We start from the raw sequence: 19,952 nt of genomic DNA, 5'->3' as shown, positions 1-19,952 counted from the left end.
TGATTGTCGAGCCCGATGTTGCGAAACCCATTGTATGCGCTTGCAATTCGTTTCTCGACGAACTGCGAGCGATGGTACTCATGTGTGAGCGAATCGGAGACGTGAAGGGGATGGGAACCCTCAAGTCAGGGCAGGACCTCGCCGCGAAATTCTCCAAGAAAGCTAAGGATGGTGAAGATTCGTTGGAGAAGTCGTTGACCAGCCACATCCAGGTGGTCACCGAGATGCGGGACTTCTTCCAGCAATGCGTCGACGGCTACGGCGAAGTCGACGACTCGAATGCCTCTGCACTGGCGAGCGTCGACACCCCTCGATAGACACAAAAAATCTCGCTGAGTCGATGGCATTCGACTCAGCGAGACTTGGGTAACGACTAGCTGGTGGGCAGGGCCTTCAACGACTTGACGGTGGCGTCGACCGCGCGAGCAGCCTCGGCGCCCTTCTTCACGAAATGCGTGCTGAAGTAGTCGACGTGCTCGGCGTGCTCGTGGAAGTGATGCGGCGTCAAAACCACCGAGAAGACCGGAACGTCGGTGTCGAGCTGCACGCGCATCAGACCGTCGATGACAGCCGTCGCCACGAAGTCATGACGGTAGATACCGCCGTCGACGACCAGACCTGCGGCGACGATCGCCTGGTAGCGGCCGGTCTTGGCCAACCGTCGAGCATGCAGCGGGATCTCGAAAGCTCCCGGTACCTCGAAGAAATCAACCGTGTCCTTGGGGTAGCCGAGCTCGACGATCGCGTCGGTGAATCCGTCGCGTGCACGGTCGACGATGTTGCGATGCCACGTCGCCTGAATGAACGCGATGCGCTGTCCCTGGATCTCACTCATAACCATGAAACTAGCGCACCGGGAAGCATCGACGCGACCACCCGTCCTAGTCCTGCTGGCGGGGGAAGGCAGTCGAACGACCCCAGCCGGCGTCATTGGTGAGGTGCTCGAGGAGAGGCTGAATTCGATACGGAAGGGGATTGGTCAGAGCGATGGTCGTGGTGGAATGCGTGACGCCTGGAAGTGACACGATCTGCTCGGCCAACTTCTGCAGGGCCGCGTGCGTCGAGGTGGCGACGCGAACGAGCAAATCCTCGCGACCGGTTGTGGCGTGAATTTCGATCACCTCGGGCAACTCGGTCAGACTGCGGGCCACTGCGCTGATCTTGCCCTGCTCGAGCTCCAGACCGACAAATGCCTGAATCGGGATACCGACCTCGGGGAGATTGAGATTCGGCCGAAACCCGGTGAGAAGTCCGTTGGATTCCATGCGCTTCATTCGCGACTGGACGGTGTTGCGGGCGACGCCCAACGAGTTGGCCAACTCGGCCACACTCATCCTCGAGTCCTTGCTGAGCAGTCCGAGCAACTGGACGTCGAGCTTGTCGATGCTGAGCACTTTGTGAACCTCTCCTCAGTGATTTGAGTCACTGGATGATCGAATTGACTAGTTCAAGAGATTTGCATTGACCAAATCGTAACTCAGGCAGAGCATTGGTTCCACGAATTGCTCAGCGGGATTCTCTTTGGGTTATTTGTCCCCAATAGTACCCAATGGCCAATTCGTCCCAATATTTCGACTGCGCCCCGTTAATCCTTCGGAAAGGTCTATCCCACAATGACTCTCACCGCCGAGCCCGTGAACTCCGTTGTTTCCCATGACGACACTGCGGGCGTGTTTGATCGCGCCGACTACCTGCGCGATTACCCCCACGAGCAGGTGAGCTTCTTCCAGGATCCCGCGAGCGGCCTCAAGGCCATCGTCGCCATCCACTCCACGACGCTCGGCCCCGCGCTCGGCGGAACGCGCTTCTACCCGTACTCCGACGAATCCGCCGCAGTCACAGACGTTTTGCGTCTCTCGCGCGGAATGACCTACAAGGCTGCGGTTGCCGGCGTGGACCTCGGCGGCGGCAAGGCAGTCATCATCGGCGACCCCGCAACGGCCAAGACCGACGAATTGCTCGGCGCCTACGCAAAATTCGTCCAGACCCTCGGCGGCCGCTACATCACCGCTGGTGATGTCGGAACCAACTCCAACGATCTTGACATCATCGGTCGTAACACCGACTTCGTCGTCGGCCGCAACGCTACAGTCGGCGGTTCCGGCGACAGCGCTCCGATGACGGCCCTCGGCGTATTCCAGTCGATGCGCGCCGCGGCACAGTCGCATTGGGGCACTCCGTCGCTCGCAGGCAAGACTGTTGGTGTCGAGGGCACAGGCAAGGTCGGCTACGAGCTGATCAAGCTTCTCCTCGCAGACGGCGCAACCGTGTTGGCGACTGACGTCAACGCCGGAGCGCTCGATCGCGTCAAGGCGGACTTCCCGCAGGTGAGCATCGTCGACAGCATCATCGACGCTGATCTCGACGTTTACGCACCGTGTGCGATGGGCGCAACACTCACCGACACGACCGCACGCTCGATCAAGGCCGAGGTTGTCTGCGGCGCTGCCAACAACCAGCTCACCGTGCCCGAGGTCGAGAACATCCTCCGCGACCGCGGCATCACCTGGACCCCCGATTACGTCGCCAACGGCGGCGGCCTCATCCAGGTTGCCGGCGAGCTGAAGGGCAACTCGGCCGAAGAGGTCAAGCTCAAGGTCGAGAAGATCTTCGACACGGTCACCGAGATCTTCGCGAAGTCGAAGAACGACGGAATCCTCGCCGGCGAGGCTGCTGACGCGGTCGCCGAGGCTCGGATCGCCGAGGCAGCTCGCGTAGCCAAGGGCTGACATCCCTCTCGCAGTCATGTAGCGCGGCCGGTCCCGACTAGTGTGGACACCAGACGAGCAGATTTTGCAGATCTGGACCACATCAGCCGGTAGACCGGCCGCTATGCGTCGGACGCCGGAAGGGCTTACATGACTGAACAATTCGCAGTGTGGACCGAGAACGACGTCGAGCAATCGGCCCGTTGGGGTTCGACGAGCAACGCCCCGGTGCCCAAGCGCATCGTTGTCGCCGACGACACGATGAAGGCCGACGACGCCTATCGCTTGGCATGCGAAGGCACGGCGTTGTTGTGGCGCGGAGATTTTCAGAACGCTCGCCAACTGTCGAAGGCCGTCGCGTCGCGCATCGACCGCAAGCCGCGCCAAGCGTCCGACGACCCAGCCAAAGCCTTCCATCTCCACCGGCAGACCCAAGGACGCCGCGCGCAGATCCTCGGCATGCTGCTCATTCCCTTGGATGCAGATCTGTCGATTCCACTCCGGCGAGCCCCGGACGCGCAAGTCGCGTTGACCGAAGCTTTCGGGATTACCGGTGAGCCTTCGGTTCGCTCGTTGCGTGACATCCTCGGCGCGATCGGCGCTCACGAGTGGCACCGCAAAGGTGTTTTCATCGAGGCTCTCGACGCACGAGTGCATCCCGCCTTCGGAGTGTTCTCACCCGTCCGCGGGGAGTATGTCGATCTTGTCGCGTCTGCGCCACTGCCGTCGACGGAATCGGCTTTCGACATCGGCACCGGCACCGGCGTTCTTGCTGCCGTCCTGGCGCGGCGTGGAGTTCAGACGGTGACGGCCACCGACCAGGACCCCCGGGCACTGCAATGCGCTCGTAGCAACCTCTCGCGGCTTGGCTACGGCGATCAGGTGAATGTCGTGGAAGCAGACCTCTTTCCCGAAGGCACCGCTCCGTTGGTGGTCTGCAATCCTCCCTGGATTCCGGCCAAGGCCACCTCGCCCATCGAATACGCCGTCTACGACCCCGCTGGAGCGATGCTGAAGGGCTTCCTGACTGGTGTCGCAGCGCATCTGGACGACGGGGGAGAAGCGTGGCTGATCCTCTCGGACATTGCCGAACACCTCGGTCTCCGAACGCGATCCGAACTGCACGATCTGATTGCGGCCGGTGGGCTCACTGTTGTCGATCGCATGGACGTCAAACCGACGCACGCAAAGGTCAGTGACCGAACCGATGCGCTTCACGCTGCCCGGGCACGAGAGACGACCTCGCTCTGGCGGCTTCGCCGTCGCTGAATTCATTCTCAGTCAGCGGTATTTCCTTGCCATGAAATGGTAATGAACGAGTAACAAATCGGGTCTAGCTTTCTTCGCAGTCGCACATCGTCACGCACTCCGGAGGAATCTCGATGGAATACACTCTTGCCCGCAACGCAGCCGAAGACCTGACGAAAGGTCTTGGCCGACGCGGATTCATGAGGGCAGTCGCTGCCCTCGGTGCGGGCGTAGGAGTTGCCGGTGTGGCTTCGGGATGCGCGCACTCGAACGCGTTGCCGGCTGGATCGTCCTCCTCTGCACTACCGTTCGCCGATGGCATTCCGATTTTGCAACCGGGCAGCGGAAACGTCAGTGGCGATCACTATCTGAGTTCGGATCCGTCGGACGTCATGTGGGGTTATGTGCCCAACATCCACACCCGCGAGGTGATGCGGATGAAGTCGGGCCAGACCGTCACGATCGACGCCCTCTCGCACGAGGGAATTCTCGAGGATCAAGGGCGCAATCCTCTCGAATACTTCGGTAGCAAAGGCGTTTCCGAGAAGGACGTGCTCGAGGATGCGATTGCCGTTGCGGCCGAATACAACCGAACCGAACGAAACTTCGACAAGGACGGACCGCACGTCGTCACCGGCCCGGTCTTCGTCGAAGGCGCCCAGCCTGGAGACGTACTCAAGATCGAGACTCTCGAAGCCATTCCCCGCGTGCCGTACGGCGTTGTGTCGAGCAGACACGGCAAGGGCGCTCTCGCCGTCACAGCAGACGGAACCGCTCCAGCGGGAATCACTCTGGACGAAGTCATGCCGCCGGTCGCCACAGACGGGCGCGCAACAAAGGACCCGTTGAAGTACGGCGGTGTTTCCACTTTCACGGCGATCGAAGACGGCAAGGGCGTGATGCCTTTCGGACAGTCGAAGGTGCGGTTTCCCCTGCGGCCCTTCATGGGAATGATGGGAGTTGCCTATTCTGCGGATGCAGACCCGACATCCCCGTCGTCGAACTCCATTCCTCCGACCCTGGGCGGCGGAAACATCGACATCAGGCATCTCGGTGTCGGATCAACCTTCTATTTGCCGGTATTCGCTGACGGCGCCCTCTTCTACGTCGGTGACCCCCACATGGCCATGGGTGACGGTGAGGCGGCGCTGACGGCGATGGAAGGATCGCTGCGCGGCACGTTCCGACTCAGCGTGTGCAAGAAGGATTCCGGTGACGCTCCATCGGTGGCTTTCGGATACCCGTTCGCCGAGACCGAGGAGGCCTGGATTCCGATCGGCCTGTCCGACCCCAACGGTTCGGTCGATGGGCAGAACAGTGACCTCAACGGCGCCATGCGGCGCGCGGTGGTCAACGCGCTCGACTTCCTCGAGCATGATCGCGGAATGGATCGAGCGACGGCCTACGCCTATCTTTCTGCCGCAGCCGATTTCACGGTCTCGCAGGTTGTCGATCGAACCGTTGGCGTCCACGGACAGATCTTCAAATCCCACTTCGAATAGCGGGAAAGGCGATCCGTGTTGTCAGGACGGATCGTCGAAGAGGCTCTGTTGCAAGGGATCGGCAAACAGGCCCATCTGCTCAGGTTGCGGCTTTGCCGGCGTCTCGGTTCGAGAATTGGGCAGGACCACCAATCGCAAAGCCCCGCGAAGACGGTCGACCATGAGTTCCCACCCGCCGACCTGATCCTCGTATCCCGCAGCCTCTTCGGCGTCTCCGCGACTGTGGGCGTCCACAGCCTGACTACGCAGCTGAATCTGCCATTCGTTGCTGATGTGGAGGAGCTGAAGAATCAGATCGCGATCACGACCACAGACATCGGCTACCGCGTCGAGATCCTCGGCCACGTCCAGATCGAGGTGCAGCAGGGTCTCGAGTTCGGGAGGCAGGTCCTCGGCCGTCAGATCGGGCTGCAGCGAGGAGGAGTCACCGCTCTTGCTCGCGAAGAAGAGGTCTCCGCCGACGCGTGCGGCGAACTCGTCGTCCACGGTACGCAGGAACGACGTCAGGGCGGCGCACGTATCGGTGAGTTGCTTGGGAACGAATGGCGAACCCGCCACCTCGAGGAACACCGACAGACGGTCGTCGATCAAGACGAACTTGATGCGCGACCACTTGCGGTTGAGATCGGCGATGACCTCGGCTGCACGGGTGCGGTTGCTGATGTCCTGAACGAGCGGCGAGAACAACTGCACGTCCATGGACTCGGAAAGTGGACCGACGAACATGACAGTCGAACCGACACGAATGGGTATGTCGCCGTCACTGTCTCGCTCGGGAAGAGTGCCGAGCATGGGAAGCAAAGCGAGAGTGACCAACTCCTTGAGGTGGTCGATGTCGTTGGGCATGTAGGCCGCGGTGGGGTCGAGTGTCGGAAGTTCTGTCGACTCGACGACCGACGGATCGAAATCCGGAGTCTGCTCGTTGCCGGTGAGATCGCTGGATAGAAAAGCCGGGTGGTGCACACCGAACACATCACGGAATGCAGCGACAGTCATCGCTGCGAGCTGATCGGCCCAGTTCTGCGCCTTGTCGACGCAGAAGGCGGGGGAGTTGTTCGGATCCTCCAGATTCTCGGAAGGCGGATTCCAGCCGAGTGCGATCAACTTTTGTTCGTCGGCATCTTCGAGTCGATAGCGCGGATGAAGGAAGTCGTTGGAAGGAACCTCGCAGCGGACTGTGTTCTCGTCCCACACGAGGAACTGAACGCATGGCGCTGCGCCGTCAGCTGGATCGAAGTCGCCGGTGGACGATTCCACGGCAAGAACGTCGCCGTCGACCATGATGGAAATGTGATCGCCGAGGCGACGTTGAAATTCTGCCCACGCCCGGTCGACACTGACATCGAGATCGAAGCCCATTGCGCTCATCAGCCACCTCCTTCCGCAAAAGCTCAGACCTATACGGTATCGCGAGGCTCCGACAATGCTGCTGTCCTTTTCCGGTCGACCGGATTGCAGCGGACCACGAACCGTGACGGCGAGGAAGGTAGTTGCAGGTAGATCGGTTATTCGAGAGCGGCGACTGAAGTGTGCCTGTAACCGCCGTCACCGCAGGGGGTATGCGGGCGAAAGAGCGAGGGTTATCCGGCGAGAACGGGCGAGACCTCGACGACGGGCGGCGTGGACCCGGTCGTGACAACGGGGGTGGTGCTGGTCTTGGTGGTTGTGGCCGTCGCGGTCGGTGACGAGGTCGCGGTAGCCGACGCAGTTGTGGTGGATGAGACGGGTGTTGTCGTACTGGTGGCCGTCGTAGTCGAGGTGGCGGAGCTCGTGCTTGTCGCGGTCACCACAAGCGGCTGATTGCGAGGAGCGGTCGTCTCGTCGGCGATTCGCCAGGTCGGCGTCGGCGGGATGACAACCGTGGGGACTGCAACCGAGCTGTAGAACGCGGCCGGTTCGATCCCGGCGACGGACTCCACGGAAACCGACGAGACCAGAGTGGGAGGCTTCACCACAGGGCCGCCGGCACCGAATGCGCCGGCTGCTCCGCCGAAAACGAGGCCTGATGTCAGAGAAAGAGCGGCCACTGCGACAGCGCCGATCATGACTGTTCTGTCTTTCATGCACACCTGTCCTTCGGGAGCAGTACGGAAGTACTGTAGGCGAAAAGATGCCGCAATGGAGTATCAGGGTCTGCTGGGCGGGACGCGAATCTGTGTGGCGTAGAACACAAAAGGCCCTGGGTGCCGACGCGGACGTCGGCACCCAGGGCCAGGTCAAGCAGTGAATCAGGCGGGGATCGTCAGTACCTGACCGGCGTTGATGAGATCCGGGTTCGGGATGCCGTTTGCATCCGCGATGCGCTGGTACTGGTTGCCGTCACCGTAGAAACGCTCTGCGATCGCCCACAGGGTGTCGCCGCTTTCGACGGTGTAGCTCTGCGCTGCCGGAGCGGCGGGGGCAGGCTCGGGCTCGGGTGCCGGAGCGGGCTCCGGGGCAGCCTCGGCGGCCGGCGCTGCGATTGCAGTGTCCGACGACCACAGAGCATTTCCGCCGGCGGACAGAACGACGTTGCGATCGTCTTGAACCGAGAGGGAGGCACCGTCGTTGCCTGCGGTCTGCGATGCCCACACGGCGTCGGAGTCCTTGTAGATGACGAAGTTTCCGTCAGCCTGCACCTCGGCGCGGTTGGCGCCGGATCCGTTGGTGCCTGCGGCCCAAACAGCCTGTCCGCCCTCGGACAGAACCAGGTTGCCGTCGTCCTGCAAGGTGAGGGTGTATGCGCCGTTGTCGGACTTGAGTTCCTGGCCGACTCCGAGGCTCTGACCTGACTGCAGTGTGCTCACGCTGTCCCTTTCCAAATCTGTTGCGATGACTGTGCCTCCACGATTCCGCTTTACCGTCCAGTTACCTTCTGGCCGTTGGTCTCGTAGGCGACCGAGTGTACGTTACCGAAGAGTACAGAGAATTGTGCAGCGTTGACGGATTGCGTGTCGAGCGTTCGGATCTTGCTGACATTAAGGCGTTTTGGGCGAACGCGCCGCGACATCCTACGCGAAGTTGCACCGTTGCGATGCACTTTCTCTTGAACGGCAGGTGAAATCGGCGCGCTCTCAGCGCATTGTCAGTAACCGCTAGGGGTGTAGCGACTTGCGAGTCTCGTCGTGGAGTACGGCAAGCAGCTCACGCTCGACGTCGGCGAACTCGGGCGAGGTGATCATGTCCAGTTCGCGTGGCCTCGGCAAGGGAACGTCGACGACGCACCTGACCGTTGCCGGCCTCGCCGACAGAACGACCACGCGATCGGACAGATAGATCGCTTCACGAATATCGTGGGTGATCATCAGCACGGTCCACCGGTACTGCTGCCACACGTCTTGTAGCCAGGCCTGCATCTCGGTGCGGGTCAACGAGTCCAGTGCGCCGAACGGCTCGTCGAGCAGCAGGACAGGTTTGCCCTGAACAACGGTGCGCAGCATCGCCGCTCGCTGGCGCATGCCGCCGGACAGTTGTGACGGCCGGGCGTCCTCGAATCCGGACAGTCCGAACGCCGGGAACAACTCGCGAGCGCGCTCGCGTGCTTCCTTCTTGCCGACTCCCTGCACTTCCAAACCGAGGGCCGTGTTGTCCAATACCGAACGCCAAGGGAACAGAAGATCCTTCTGCGGCATGTACGCGGTATGCACCTCGGTGGCTGGTTCGGATTCCGTTGCGCGCGTGCCCACACGGACCGAACCCGCGGTCGGGGATTCGAGCCCGGCCAGGACGTTGAAGATCGTGCTCTTGCCGCAGCCGCTCGGCCCGATCACCGACACGAATTCGCCCGCGTCGGCGCCAAAGGACACCGAATCGAGCACGAGACGCGATTCTCCGGCCGTGTCGAACCTCTTGGTCAGGTCCTGGATTTCGACCATTGCATCCTCGACCATCGGGTCAGTCATGTCCGCGACCTTTCGTTCATCGCCCATGGTGCAACGATGCGCTCGATGGCGAACGTCAGCAAGTACAGCGTGACACTGATCAACGCGGTCACCAGTACGGCCGCCAACACCAGGTCGGTGCGGAAGGAGTTCTTCTGGGTGCTCATGTAGATACCCAAACCGGAAGTAGCGCCGACGTATTCGGAGAACACCGCACCCACGACCGCATACGTGATGCCGATGCGCAGGGCAGTGAAGAATCGCGGAATTGCCGAAGGAAGGCGAACGTATCGGAACTCCTGCCAGCGAGTGCTGCCCATACTGCGCAGGAGAGCGCCCGCTTCCCGATCGGCCGCGGCAAATCCCTCGATGAGTCCGATGGTCATGGGGAAGAACGTCGCAAGGGCGATCACCAACACCTTCGGCAACAGCCCGAAGCCGAACCAGATGATCATCAGCGGCGCGATGGCGATGATCGGCAGCGTCTGCGAGACGACAAAAAGTGGTACCAGCGCGCGTGACAACCACGGCGAAAAGTCCACGACCACAGCAAGAATCCAGGCCAACACCAATGAAACAGTGAAGCCGACCAACGTGACCTGCAATGTCGACCAGGCGTGGCCGGAGATGATCTCGCGGTTGTCCCACCCCTGGGACAGAACGCGCCCCGGAGACGGAAGTACTTGCGGCCGAATCCCACTGATCTCGACGTAGATCTGCCACGCCGCCACGAGGAGCACCACCACGGCGAGCGCGGGAAGCGCCCGCCGCATGGTCGAGACCAACCGTCCGCTCACGTCAGGACGCGTCGAGATACTCATTGGTGAAGTACTCCGACCAGTCCGGCTTCTGGGTCAACGGCTTCCCGTCGGGTCCGGCGAGCAATCCGTTCTCGAAGAGGAATCCCGAGTAGCCCGACCAGGTTTCGAGATTCTGGGCGCCCACAACGCCGTTGGCGTCTTTCATGTAGTCGGCGGCGAGCATCCGCTGACTCTCACGCACGAGGTCTTCGTCGGTGAATGCTCCGGGGTTCGCGTCGATGAGATCCTGCGCGGCCTGGTCCGGGTTGTCGGCAGCAGTCTGATATCCGCGTTGAACGGCTTTGACGAACTTGCGTGCCTCGTCGGGATGGTCCTTCAACCACTGCTGGTTGCCGTTGATCACGATCGAATATGCATCGGGGAAGCCGTAATCGGTGTACTGGAAGTACCGCATCGGAGTTCCGTTTCGCTCCGCTTCGAGGCCTTCCCAAGCAAAGTAGGAGACGGTGAAGTCTGCCTGGCCCGAGTACACGGCTTCGTACGCGGAAGTTCCGAGCGTGACCGTCGTGAAGTTCCCGGTCCCGCCGTCGTTGCGGATGATCTGCTGCAGCGTTTCGACTTCGCCGGGATCGCCGAACCCGGCGTACGTCTTCCCGTCGAGATCACGTGGGCGCGTGATGTCCGCACGATCCGCCTTCACGCCGATGCCGGTGGCGCGGTGCTGAAGTGGCGCGATGACGGACGTCGTGGCGGCGCCGGCTGCACGGGCGAACGTGGCCTGACTCTGTGTGCTGATGCCGAACTCGGCATTGCCGGCATCGACCAGGGTGTCGGGCGAGGTGTTGTTGTACGGCAGGATCGAGACGTCCAGGCCGGCGTCCTCGAAGTAGCCCTCTTGGAGTGCTACGTACAAACCGGTGTGGTTCGTGTTCGGTGTCCAGTCGAGTGCGAACCGAATGGTCCCGTCGGAAGAGCCGGTGTCAGAGGCGCATCCGGTCAGAACTGTGAACGCGGCTGCGATCGCGGCAGACGTGGCAAGCGTGCGGCGCAGCGCCGCAAACGACATCACGACGCCGGCCAAGGCTGCTGGTGGAGTGCGGAATCCCAGAACATCAGCTCATAGCGGCTGGCGATGCGGAATGCTTCACTCATCGCCTCACGCTCTGTCTCGGTGGCAGCTTCGGCCGCAGCATCGACCAGTACGCGGGCCTGCGCCACCGACTCGTGGAATTCGGGTGCGTCGTAGGTCGTGACCCACTGTGCGTACGGATGCGACGGATCGGCGTCGAGTACCTCGCGCGCTGAAGCGGCAAGATCGCGGCCGACCTCGGCGTAGATCCAGAAGCAGGGGAGTACTGCCGCTGCGGAGACCGGGTAAGGCGCAGTTGCTGCAGTCGCCGTCAGATACGAGACGTATCCCAGGCAGGCCTGCGAATGCTCGAGCCTTCCCGATCCCGCTGGAAGAATTCCACCGGTGAGAAGTCCGTCGTGAAGCGCAGATTCCACTGTCGCTGCCGTGGACGCGGAATTCGACCAGAAGCCCGCGGACTGCGGATCCGGGGCATGGGCCGCGACCAGGGACAACGCTTTCGAATACCCCTCGAGATAAAGCTTGTCTTGCTCGATGTACGTGCGGAACGCGTCGAGAGGCAATGTTCCGTCGCCGAGGCGGCGGAGGAACTCCAGTGAGTCGATCGACTCGCGGAGGGCCTTCGTCTCGGCCCAGAGTCGATCTGTGAACCGATCCGTCGACGGCGCTGTGGCCACCGAGTTTTCGGCAGAATTGTATGCAGGCTGCGTAGTAGCCATGACATCCCTTCGTCAGCATTACCTGATCAGGTTCCCGGGTGTGTTCTCAGCCCCGCCCATGCGGAGCACCCCGTGTCAGAACTAGGCGACCTTAACACCGAGGGGTTGTGTACTCGGCGCACACCCGTCCGAGATTGGTAGGTTTGGTCTTGATTGCCACACGCGCGGGTCGGGAGGGGATTCAGACATGGAGACCGACGTTCGACCAAATCTCGGCGAGGACGGAACTCTGGTGATCCGGGCGCGAGGCGGAGAAGCCCGCGGGTATCCGGATGGCGGTGTATTCGCGTGGAAGGGCATGCCCTACGCAGCGGCGCCGGTGGGTGAGCGGAGGTTCCGAGCGCCACAACCCGCACAGCCGTGGGACGGGGTGCGCGACTGTCGTGAGTTCGGGCCGATCGCGCCGCAAGGCCAGAGTCCGGCGGTTCCGATCGATCGGGCCTTCAAAATCGACGAGGACTGCCTGTCGATCAACGTCTGGGCCCCGCGACCCGACGGCACGCCGCGACCGGTGATGGTGTGGATTCACGGCGGCGCCTACTGCCTCGGATCCGCCGCCCAAACGATCTACGACGGCCGTCATCTGGCTGAAACCGGTGACGTCGTTCTCGTCTCCTTCAACTATCGCGTCGGCGCACTCGGATTCCTGGACCTGTCTGCATTCTCCACCGCGGATACTGTTTTCGAGTCGAACTGTGGTCTGCGAGACCAGATTGCGGCACTCGAATGGGTTCGAGACAACATCGACGCCTTCGGTGGTGACCCGAGTGCGGTGACCGTGTTCGGTGAGTCCTCCGGCGCAGGATCCATCACGACGCTCATGACCTGTCCGAGCGCCGAAGGTCTGTTCCATCGTGCGATTGCCCAGAGTCCGCCCGCGACCTCCGTCTACGGGGCCGAGCGCGCCAAGACCGTGGCGGAGCGGTTTCTCGAACTGCTCTCGATCGACCCCGAAGACGCAGGCGATCTGCTGACCACGGATCTGGAACTGCTCGTCAAGGCAAGCGATGATTTGGTCAACGAAATTCCGACCCGGATTCCGGGAACTTTGGCGATGGCACCCGTTGTCGATCGCGATCTGGTGCCGCACTACCCGGTTGCGGCTTTCCAGAAGGGTTACGCGCACCGAATCCCACTGATCATCGGTTCCAACAAGGACGAGGCGTCGATCTTCAAGTTCATGAAGTCTCCGCTGATGCCGGTGAGTGCGCAGTCCGTCGAGGCAATGCTCCAATTACTGGCCGACGATCACCCCGACATCTCCGCGACCAAACTTGCCGAGATCATGTCGGCTTACCCTGACCATGCGAAACCGAGTGGCGCGCTGGCACTGTCACGGGACGCTGCGTTTCGCATGCCGACCCTGTGGATCGCAGACGCGCACTGCAGGCATTCCCCTACATGGGTCTACCGCTTCGATCACGCGACGCCGATGCTCAAGGCGGCGCGGATCGGCGCGGGCCACGCGACCGAATTACCTTATGTATTCGGCAATTTCGGAACCCTGAACGTCGACCCCACGTTCTGGCTCGGCGGTCGGAAGGCCGCGATGGAGGTGGCCGGCCGTATCCAACGGCGATGGTTGGCCTTCGCCAGGCATGCCGTGCCGGCGGCCCTCGACGGCTCGAAGCACTGGGCGCCGTACGAGGAAGAGAAGCGGTCGACGCTGTTGATCGACTCCGCCGACACCCTCGTCAGCGACCCCGATCACGGATTGCGCGTCGCCTGGGGCAACGACGTGATGGGGTTCAACTGACGTCGGTCGAGTGCCGCGGACGATCCAGTTCGCGAAGCACCGGCAGAGAGGCACAGACTGCGGCGATCAGGATGATCGGAATCGACAGGGCCACAAAGGTCGACGCGATTCCGAGTTGATCGAGCAGCGGGCCGACCGCGAGGTAGCCGAGCGGGCCTGCGGCGTAGGCCGTCGACGTCATGACACCGACGACGCGTCCACGCATGTGCTCCGGGCTGTGCGTCTGCATGGCGTAGTTGGCGATCGGGCCGACTGGTCCGTAGACGAGGCCCTGCAGTCCGGCAAGTACGAGGATCACCCACAGTGGAGGTAGGAGCGCCATGGCCAGCATCGCTATGCCGAGAACGGCGACGGCAAAAATCATGATCAGCCGCCGGGACATGATCGGCGCCAGTGGGGCGTAGGCGAGAGAGCCGATGATGCCGCCGATCGCCAAGGCCATCAACACCGATCCGAGTTGGGCCGGTTGATCCAACTCTGTGAAGTACACCGGGAACACGACACTCTCCACAGGCATGTAGAGCGCGACGACTGCCATGTCGATCAGCGCCAGGGTGCGCAGCAGTTTGTTGTTCCAGACGAACCGAAGACCGTCGAGTGTGCCGTGCCAGATCGATTTCGGACGGTGTTCGTGTTCGGGCACTCCGGCGCCGGGAAGCCGGATGAAGGCGACCACGACTATCGAGAACACAAAACCTGCCGCCGTGACCCAGAGCGTGTTCACCGCTCCGATCGTTGCGATGAGGACACCGCCGATGCCAGGGCCGATCAGATACGCGACGTTGAAGTTGGCCTCGTACACACTGTTGGTTCGATCGAGCTTCCACTTGGCGGTCCGAGTCGCGGCAGGCAGCATGGACTCCCTCGCCGCCATTCCGGCGGGGTCGAACACGGCGCCGAGTGCGGCCAACGCCGCGATCACCGGGATCGTCAAGCCCGCGGTGGCCGCGATGATCGGAATCGCTGCAACGGACATCGCGGAGAGAGCGTCGGAAATCATCGACGTTCGACGGCGTCCGAACTTGTCGACGAATGTCCCCGAAAACAGGCTCGACACGAGTAGCGGAATGGCTGCTGCGCCGGCAACTATCGCCGCGTCGGTAGCCTTACCGGTTCGTTCGAGAACCAGCCAGGGGAGCACGACGATGGCGATACCGTTGCCGATCGCCGAGAACAGCGTCGCGAGATTGACCAGTACGAGAGGGAGATAGCTGGGGATAGCTACGTCCGGGGACGCAGGTGGACGCCGATCTGCTGAGGCGACCACGTTCTTTCCTTCCCCGAGATGGTGCCGCCCAGGATTTCGACGACGGCACCATCGACGCTAGCAGCGGGGTCTGCAGGTTCGCGACTGGTTTTTCGCCGGCCGTTCTCGTTCGGTTATGCCTGGTAGACGGGGTTCTCCGCAACAAACTTCTCGACGTACGAGCACGTCGGAAGGATCTTCAATCCCTCGTTCCGGGTCTGATCGAGCGCTTCACGCACCACGATGGCGGCAAGCCCGCGCCCACGAAACTGCGGATAGGTCACCGTGTGGTGGAAATCACGGACGCCGGAATGGTCCGAGTACTCGGCGAAACCGGCGAGTTCGCCGTCGACTCGGATCTCGAAACGCGTTTCCGCGGGATTGTGCGCCACTGTCTCGGTCATCTTCGGGCTCCGTTTCGAAAGGGCGGCCGGTTGCGCCGCGCCGCGTCTACGTTCTCTGGAGCACGCTACCTGGCAGGCCGTCCGCAATATCGGTTGCCGACGTGGGATCCGTTACTTAGCGCAACTACAACTGGACGACCGTTCAAGGGACCTTCGTCGCCATGGAGAACGAACAAAACTGGTCTGTACGTGCCGATTTGCCCGTACTTTTGTGCCCACAACGGGTGATACATATGCATCACGATCGTAACTATCCCAATATGTGGGACCGGTCACAAAGTTTTTTGTCGTCTGTTCGGATGGATTAAGTGGAGGGCCTGAAACGGGCAAATTGCAGGTCAGCGGCGCGCTGGTTGCGTGTCGATGATGGGTGCGAGCGGCCGGAAACCCCAGGGGTATTGCGTTGGTCATCAGATCGTTTCTCGGACGTGATCCCAAAGACCCGCTCGGGGGGTTAGCGTTTGAATCGTCGGGGATAGAAGAAGCGTTACAACTTCGCCAAAAAAACTTTGGCGTCGCTGCTCAACGGTTCGATTTCGAGTCTTCGTCGGACAACTTCGAGGAAGGAACGCACATGATTTTCGGGCAGCGTGAGTCGAACAGTTACTTTGCCGCAATTTTTTCGTACGACTTCCTTGACGAAGGTCTGGGATACGAGACCATCGCACGGATTCACCGAGGCGAGATCTGCGAATGGATTCGTGATCTCGAGGCTTCCGGGTTGTTCTCGGCTGCGGAAGTCCATGCCGCTGAACTGGCATGGCGCGAAAATCCACGCCTGCTCCTCGACGCCCTTCTCGAGGACGCTGACGAGGTCTCTGTCAAGCGCTGGGAGATCGCGTGGACGAGGCTCGAGCGTCAGTCGCCGGCAGCCGGAACCGCGGTGGCAGAGCACGGCTGATCCGGTCGGGCCGAGTCGACTGCTCAGTCTGCGTCAAGATCAACCGTCTGCGTTACATCAACGGTCGACGAGTATCACCTCGTAATCGGTGAGCACGGTGAATTGCACGCCCGCCGTGGTCAGGGCCGCAACCGTCCGCGCAGTCACCTGTGGATCTTCGAGTAGCGAATCGCCGCCGTGCGGCACTATCGCGAAGTCGATCAGCGCGAGCCCGGACCAGATCGGGTCGATACCGCACGTTGGCATGACTTCAGCGGGGTCGTCCGACGCGTCCAGCCCGATCAGAGTCGGAGTCGCCAGGCACGCTCCGGCGCTGTATCCCGCATAGGCCACGACGCCTGAACGAACCAGCATCTCGATGACCCGGTCAGCGCCACTTCGAGCTAGCTGAGCTCGCAGGACGAACGTGTTTCCGCCGCGAACCCACAGGCAGTCGAAATCGCGGAGCCGGAGTTCCAGTGCTTCCGGTGCACCCAGGAAGTCTCGGACATCCACTTCCTCTGCGGTGAAGCCGGCTGCCCGTAGTGGAGTCAGTTCGCTGGTGACTGCTGAACTGCGGGCATTGACGGGCCACGAATCTGCAGCCGCGGCGATGACTGCGATGCGAGCGCCGCGGCCTACGAGATCGACAAAGGCCTCGCGGTGGTCGCCGAATCGGTAGGACGAGAGAAACAGTTTCACTTCTCAGTACCTTCGCGACCTACCCACCCAGCCCTCAAATCGTGAACGCCAGATTGTCGACGACGCGTGTGCCCACCGTGGTGTCACCGCGAAGCGAGATGTCGGTTCGGTGATCCGACGCGTGGACGCGGCCACCGGCAATTCGGGTGAAGAGCGGTGAGCTCATCGAGATGGTCGTGGTCGCCGGACCGTCCAGCTCCGGAACGAGTGTTGCTCGCGCGTCGACCGAGACGTGAAGTGAACGGGCAAGTGGCCCTTCGAGTTCGAAAGTGATCCGTGCTCCCTCTGGCGCCTTTCCTCGTTTTCCGACGACGAATCCGAGCGCGCTGGTGATTTCGCCGAATGCAGTCTCCGCGCGCAATCCGCCTTCCTCACCCGGAATGCCAACTGCATCTCTGATGTCGAGTTCGTGCATCCAACAGTCGAAGGTCCGAATACGCATGAACCGGCCATAGGGCGCAAGACCGACCGGTGTTTGTGTCTCGGCGTCCCAGTCCGCGCTGGTCATCGAGCGCAGCGCTTCGGTTCGTTCGGCGGTGATCTCGCGATATCGGGTCAGCAGGTCCAAGTGCGGTGTCCGCCGCAGGCCTTCGACCCAGCGCTCGTTGAACGCCGCAATCTCGTTGTGGACGTGGGGCAATGCGTGCACGTCCAGATTGATCGACGGCGGATTGATGCCCGAGAGCAGTGATTCCGTACCGATCAGATGGGACACGATGTCGTGAACCGTCCACCCCGGAAGGTTCGACGGTGCCAACCACTGATCGCCGTCGAGTTCGGCCAGCAGTGCGTCGATGACTCTCCATTCCTCGGTCAATGCGTCGACTACTGAGTCCTGGGGCCAACCACTCATGTGGACATCTCCTGTTTCGGACGGTGCGGTTCTCCTCACTGTATGTCCCGGCGGATAAGTGAGCGGGCATTCCCATGCTTCGAGTCGGTGTCGCCAAACCTCCGAGGGTGGCAGAGTTCCTGTGGTAGACCAGGATTGTCGACGCCGAATCAGGCTCACGCGGCGTTGTCGTCACCGACAGAGGAGTCTTCGTGTTTCCAGGAAATTTTGTCCAGTCCACACCGGACAAGCCCGCCGTCATTCGCCCTGCGACGGGTGAGTCCATCACCTATCGGGAACTCGACGAACGGTCGACGCAGTTGGCGCGATACTTCCGAAGTGTAGGTGCCAAGCCTGGGGACCACGTCGCTCTCATCTCGAACAACGATCTCCGGGCGTTCGAGGTGTACTGGGCAGCGTTGAGATCCGGCCTCTACATCACCGCGGTGAACTGGCATCTCACGGCTGCGGAGGCTGCCTACATCGTCGACGACTGCGAGGCGACAATTCTGGTGGCGTCGGGGCAGGCGTCCGCAGCAGTTCCGTTGGACGAGAAGCTGATTCCACGCGTGCGGCACCGATTGGTGTACGGCGGCGCCCTCGAGGGCTTCGACGACTACGAAGACACGGTCGATGCGCAGTCCACTGCTCCACTCGACTCGCAGCCGCGTGGGGCTGACATGCTGTATTCGTCGGGAACGACCGGCAGGCCGAAGGGGATCAAAGGAGATCTCCCGGAGGGTGAGGTGAACACCACCATGGATCCGTACACCGCGGTGTTCGCACCGATGTACGGGTTCGATTCCGACACAGTCTATTTGTGCCCGGCTCCGGTCTATCACGCGGCGCCCCTGCGTTTTTGCGGCGTGATCAATTCGGTCGGCGGAACCGTGATCTTGATGGATGCATTCGAAGCCGAAACCGCGCTGGAGTTGATCGGTAAATACGCTGTGACGCACAGTCAGTGGGTACCGACGATGTTCGTTCGAATGTTGAAACTTCCGAAGGAGACCCGTGATCGTTACGACGTCTCGACGGTGAAGGTCGCCATTCACGCTGCTGCTCCCTGCCCGCCCGAAGTGAAGACGGCAATGATCGACTGGTGGGGGCCGGTGATCTACGAGTACTACGCCTCGACCGAGGGTTCGGGCGCTACCTTCATCAACAGTGAGCAGGCCTTGTCGCATCCGGGTTCCGTCGGGCGTGACGGAGTGATGGGGATCGTGCACATCTGTGACGACGCCGGGCGCGATCTTCCGGTCGGCGAGATCGGTACCGTGTTCTGGGAGCGGGAGACTTTGCCGTTCCGGTACCACAATGATCCCGAGAAAACGGCTGCCGCGCAGCATCCGGATCATCCGACGTGGACGACGAGTGGAGATATCGGCTATATCGACTCCGAGCGTTTCCTTTATCTGACCGACCGCGCCGCGTTCACGATTATCTCCGGTGGTGTGAATATCTACCCACAGGAGTCCGAGAACATCCTTACTTTGCACCCGAAGGTGTTCGACGTGGCGGTCATCGGTGTTCCCGACGAAGAAATGGGTGAGCAGGTCAAGGCGGTTGTCCAACTAGCGGAGGGAATCGAGCCTGGTGCCCATGTCGCCGAGGAATTGCTGGAATACGTTCGCAGTCAGGTCGCACATTTCAAAGCTCCGAGAAGCATTGACTTTGCCGACGAATTGCCTAGGACCGCTACAGGAAAGCTCGTCAAGCACAAGTTGCGGTCTCAATATGTGAGCGATTGATGCTCTAGTGAAATGCTAGGACATCAGAGTAATTCTGCGAGATAGTCGGCAAGGACCTGCGCGTGACCGTATGGCAGGTCCTTGCTTGCTGTCAGTAGAACAACGGGTCGAGCATCCGAGGCCGGTGCGAGGCGTACTGCAGGTTTTCGCGTTTGAGGCCGCGTGGCCGGAGTCGGTCTACGCGGAGTCGGACGGCGTTACATTCGGAAGCCGGTTCGTAAACTCGCTCGACGGTGATTATTCGGCGCGTCATTCTGATGCCTTTACGTCTTTCGGCCGTTTCAAATAGTGGAATAGTCCGCCATTCCGGTGTGATCGGCCTCACAGTAGGCTTCTTCAGGTATGTCCAAACATACTGTTCGGACTCGATTCAGATGGAGAAAGTGCGTCGTCGGTTTCCCTACGCCGCGTTAACTCTGGCTACTATCAGTCACCATTCACCCAAAAGCGGGTCATCTTCCGCTCATCACATGCTGGTTGCCGCTCGTCGCAG

At 61.4% G+C, this 19,952-nt stretch carries 20 protein-coding genes and 1 riboswitch; of the genes, 7 read left to right on the top strand and 13 right to left on the bottom strand.

Annotated features, from left to right (window positions below):
- The first annotated feature begins 110 nt into the window (after positions 1 to 110).
- On the top strand, positions 111 to 317 hold the full coding sequence (locus QRN54_RS32715) for a hypothetical protein (RefSeq protein WP_285184003.1): 207 nt from the start codon (positions 111 to 113) through the stop codon (positions 315 to 317).
- 56 nt (positions 318 to 373) lie between these two features.
- Here QRN54_RS32715 and QRN54_RS32710 read toward each other — a convergent pair whose 3' ends face one another.
- Together QRN54_RS32710 and QRN54_RS32705 are read right to left on the bottom strand one after the other, a co-directional pair.
- Entirely contained in the window at positions 374 to 835 is a 462-nt protein-coding gene (locus tag QRN54_RS32710; RefSeq protein ID WP_003941401.1) for a 6,7-dimethyl-8-ribityllumazine synthase, read from the bottom strand.
- 46 nt (positions 836 to 881) lie between these two features.
- A complete protein-coding gene (locus tag QRN54_RS32705; protein WP_003941343.1) occupies positions 882 to 1,394 on the bottom strand; it encodes an Lrp/AsnC family transcriptional regulator in 513 nt (170 codons plus the stop codon).
- A gap of 219 nt (positions 1,395 to 1,613) precedes the next feature.
- Between QRN54_RS32705 and QRN54_RS32700 the strand changes: the two genes are divergently transcribed.
- The 3 genes from QRN54_RS32700 to QRN54_RS32690 all read left to right on the top strand — a co-directional run bounded on the left by QRN54_RS32700 (position 1,614) and on the right by QRN54_RS32690 (position 5,458).
- Positions 1,614 to 2,729 (top strand): Glu/Leu/Phe/Val family dehydrogenase, encoded by a 1,116-nt coding sequence (locus tag QRN54_RS32700; RefSeq protein ID WP_060938982.1) that lies wholly within the window; start codon positions 1,614 to 1,616, stop codon positions 2,727 to 2,729.
- Between the two features lie 129 nt (positions 2,730 to 2,858).
- On the top strand, positions 2,859 to 3,977 hold the full coding sequence (locus tag QRN54_RS32695) for a methyltransferase (protein ID WP_030536822.1): 1,119 nt from the start codon (positions 2,859 to 2,861) through the stop codon (positions 3,975 to 3,977).
- Positions 3,978 to 4,090: 113 nt separating this feature from the next.
- Entirely contained in the window at positions 4,091 to 5,458 is a 1,368-nt protein-coding gene (locus QRN54_RS32690; protein ID WP_161121639.1) for an acetamidase/formamidase family protein, read from the top strand.
- Positions 5,459 to 5,479: 21 nt separating this feature from the next.
- On the opposite strand, the gene QRN54_RS32685 is transcribed toward QRN54_RS32690, so the two are convergent.
- The 7 genes from QRN54_RS32685 to QRN54_RS32655 all read right to left on the bottom strand — a co-directional run bounded on the left by QRN54_RS32685 (position 5,480) and on the right by QRN54_RS32655 (position 11,888).
- Entirely contained in the window at positions 5,480 to 6,826 is a 1,347-nt protein-coding gene (locus tag QRN54_RS32685) for a T3SS (YopN, CesT) and YbjN peptide-binding chaperone 1 (RefSeq protein ID WP_007726081.1), read from the bottom strand.
- A gap of 212 nt (positions 6,827 to 7,038) precedes the next feature.
- Complete coding sequence (locus QRN54_RS32680; protein WP_003941346.1) at positions 7,039 to 7,521, bottom strand: hypothetical protein; 483 nt, start codon at positions 7,519 to 7,521, stop codon at positions 7,039 to 7,041.
- Between the two features lie 165 nt (positions 7,522 to 7,686).
- Complete coding sequence (locus QRN54_RS32675) at positions 7,687 to 8,244, bottom strand: LysM peptidoglycan-binding domain-containing protein (protein WP_003941373.1); 558 nt, start codon at positions 8,242 to 8,244, stop codon at positions 7,687 to 7,689.
- A 288-nt stretch (positions 8,245 to 8,532) separates the two neighbouring features.
- A complete protein-coding gene (locus QRN54_RS32670) occupies positions 8,533 to 9,327 on the bottom strand; it encodes an ABC transporter ATP-binding protein (RefSeq protein WP_030536826.1) in 795 nt (264 codons plus the stop codon).
- Between the two features lie 8 nt (positions 9,328 to 9,335).
- Complete coding sequence (locus QRN54_RS32665) at positions 9,336 to 10,139, bottom strand: ABC transporter permease (RefSeq protein ID WP_003941393.1); 804 nt, start codon at positions 10,137 to 10,139, stop codon at positions 9,336 to 9,338.
- Positions 10,117 to 11,145 (bottom strand): ABC transporter substrate-binding protein, encoded by a 1,029-nt coding sequence (locus tag QRN54_RS32660; protein ID WP_030536827.1) that lies wholly within the window; start codon positions 11,143 to 11,145, stop codon positions 10,117 to 10,119. The genes QRN54_RS32665 and QRN54_RS32660 overlap by 23 nt, the downstream gene beginning before the upstream one ends.
- On the bottom strand, positions 11,145 to 11,888 hold the full coding sequence (locus tag QRN54_RS32655) for a TenA family protein (RefSeq protein ID WP_007726090.1): 744 nt from the start codon (positions 11,886 to 11,888) through the stop codon (positions 11,145 to 11,147). Before QRN54_RS32655 ends, QRN54_RS32660 begins: the two co-directional genes overlap by 1 nt.
- Positions 11,876 to 11,971: riboswitch (TPP riboswitch) on the bottom strand. (Overlaps the previous gene by 13 nt.)
- A gap of 104 nt (positions 11,972 to 12,075) precedes the next feature.
- Here QRN54_RS32655 and QRN54_RS32650 point away from each other — a divergent pair.
- Positions 12,076 to 13,644: a carboxylesterase/lipase family protein gene (locus QRN54_RS32650; RefSeq protein ID WP_007726092.1), complete on the top strand. Its 1,569-nt coding sequence runs from the start codon at positions 12,076 to 12,078 to the stop codon at positions 13,642 to 13,644.
- Here the strand turns inward: QRN54_RS32650 and QRN54_RS32645 are convergent.
- Together QRN54_RS32645 and QRN54_RS32640 are read right to left on the bottom strand one after the other, a co-directional pair.
- Complete coding sequence (locus QRN54_RS32645; RefSeq protein ID WP_039972654.1) at positions 13,637 to 14,863, bottom strand: MFS transporter; 1,227 nt, start codon at positions 14,861 to 14,863, stop codon at positions 13,637 to 13,639. The genes QRN54_RS32650 and QRN54_RS32645 overlap by 8 nt on opposite strands.
- Before the next feature lie 161 nt (positions 14,864 to 15,024).
- Positions 15,025 to 15,294, bottom strand: a complete 270-nt coding sequence (locus QRN54_RS32640) for a GNAT family N-acetyltransferase (RefSeq protein WP_007726096.1) — start codon at positions 15,292 to 15,294, stop codon at positions 15,025 to 15,027.
- Positions 15,295 to 15,868: 574 nt separating this feature from the next.
- Here QRN54_RS32640 and QRN54_RS32635 point away from each other — a divergent pair.
- A complete protein-coding gene (locus QRN54_RS32635) occupies positions 15,869 to 16,195 on the top strand; it encodes a hypothetical protein (protein ID WP_003941297.1) in 327 nt (108 codons plus the stop codon).
- Between the two features lie 57 nt (positions 16,196 to 16,252).
- On the opposite strand, the gene QRN54_RS32630 is transcribed toward QRN54_RS32635, so the two are convergent.
- Together QRN54_RS32630 and QRN54_RS32625 are read right to left on the bottom strand one after the other, a co-directional pair.
- A complete protein-coding gene (locus QRN54_RS32630) occupies positions 16,253 to 16,876 on the bottom strand; it encodes a Type 1 glutamine amidotransferase-like domain-containing protein (protein ID WP_003941379.1) in 624 nt (207 codons plus the stop codon).
- A gap of 34 nt (positions 16,877 to 16,910) precedes the next feature.
- The gene (locus tag QRN54_RS32625; protein WP_214924599.1) at positions 16,911 to 17,729 is read right to left on the bottom strand and encodes a maleylpyruvate isomerase family mycothiol-dependent enzyme; all 819 of its coding nucleotides are present in this window, start codon (positions 17,727 to 17,729) and stop codon (positions 16,911 to 16,913) included.
- A gap of 191 nt (positions 17,730 to 17,920) precedes the next feature.
- Between QRN54_RS32625 and QRN54_RS32620 the strand changes: the two genes are divergently transcribed.
- Complete coding sequence (locus tag QRN54_RS32620) at positions 17,921 to 19,459, top strand: AMP-binding protein (protein WP_285184002.1); 1,539 nt, start codon at positions 17,921 to 17,923, stop codon at positions 19,457 to 19,459.
- The last annotated feature ends 493 nt before the right edge of the window (positions 19,460 to 19,952 follow it).

Source organism: Rhodococcus sp. MEB032 (genome assembly GCF_030208925.1).
Taxonomy (GTDB): domain Bacteria; phylum Actinomycetota; class Actinomycetes; order Mycobacteriales; family Mycobacteriaceae; genus Rhodococcus_F; species Rhodococcus_F qingshengii.
Note: the sequence above shows the minus strand (reverse complement) of the source record. Positions and strands in the feature narration are given on the sequence as shown.

What these genes read in the sequence shown, in the direction of transcription:
- QRN54_RS32695 (WP_030536822.1), top strand. Translation starts at nt 2,859, where the DNA reads ATGACTGAACAATTCGCAGTGTGGACCGAGAACGACGTCGAGCAATCG.
- QRN54_RS32670 (WP_030536826.1), bottom strand. Translation starts at nt 9,327, where the DNA reads ATGGTCGAGGATGCAATGGTCGAAATCCAGGACCTGACCAAGAGGTTC.
- QRN54_RS32680 (WP_003941346.1), bottom strand. Translation starts at nt 7,521, where the DNA reads ATGAAAGACAGAACAGTCATGATCGGCGCTGTCGCAGTGGCCGCTCTT.
- QRN54_RS32665 (WP_003941393.1), bottom strand. Translation starts at nt 10,139, where the DNA reads ATGAGTATCTCGACGCGTCCTGACGTGAGCGGACGGTTGGTCTCGACC.
- QRN54_RS32650 (WP_007726092.1), top strand. Translation starts at nt 12,076, where the DNA reads ATGGAGACCGACGTTCGACCAAATCTCGGCGAGGACGGAACTCTGGTG.
- QRN54_RS32715 (WP_285184003.1), top strand. Translation starts at nt 111, where the DNA reads ATGGGAACCCTCAAGTCAGGGCAGGACCTCGCCGCGAAATTCTCCAAG.
- QRN54_RS32690 (WP_161121639.1), top strand. Translation starts at nt 4,091, where the DNA reads ATGGAATACACTCTTGCCCGCAACGCAGCCGAAGACCTGACGAAAGGT.
- QRN54_RS32685 (WP_007726081.1), bottom strand. Translation starts at nt 6,826, where the DNA reads ATGAGCGCAATGGGCTTCGATCTCGATGTCAGTGTCGACCGGGCGTGG.
- QRN54_RS32640 (WP_007726096.1), bottom strand. Translation starts at nt 15,294, where the DNA reads ATGACCGAGACAGTGGCGCACAATCCCGCGGAAACGCGTTTCGAGATC.
- QRN54_RS32625 (WP_214924599.1), bottom strand. Translation starts at nt 17,729, where the DNA reads ATGAGTGGTTGGCCCCAGGACTCAGTAGTCGACGCATTGACCGAGGAA.
- QRN54_RS32655 (WP_007726090.1), bottom strand. Translation starts at nt 11,888, where the DNA reads ATGGCTACTACGCAGCCTGCATACAATTCTGCCGAAAACTCGGTGGCC.
- QRN54_RS32700 (WP_060938982.1), top strand. Translation starts at nt 1,614, where the DNA reads ATGACTCTCACCGCCGAGCCCGTGAACTCCGTTGTTTCCCATGACGAC.
- QRN54_RS32710 (WP_003941401.1), bottom strand. Translation starts at nt 835, where the DNA reads ATGAGTGAGATCCAGGGACAGCGCATCGCGTTCATTCAGGCGACGTGG.
- QRN54_RS32660 (WP_030536827.1), bottom strand. Translation starts at nt 11,145, where the DNA reads ATGTCGTTTGCGGCGCTGCGCCGCACGCTTGCCACGTCTGCCGCGATC.
- QRN54_RS32635 (WP_003941297.1), top strand. Translation starts at nt 15,869, where the DNA reads ATGATTTTCGGGCAGCGTGAGTCGAACAGTTACTTTGCCGCAATTTTT.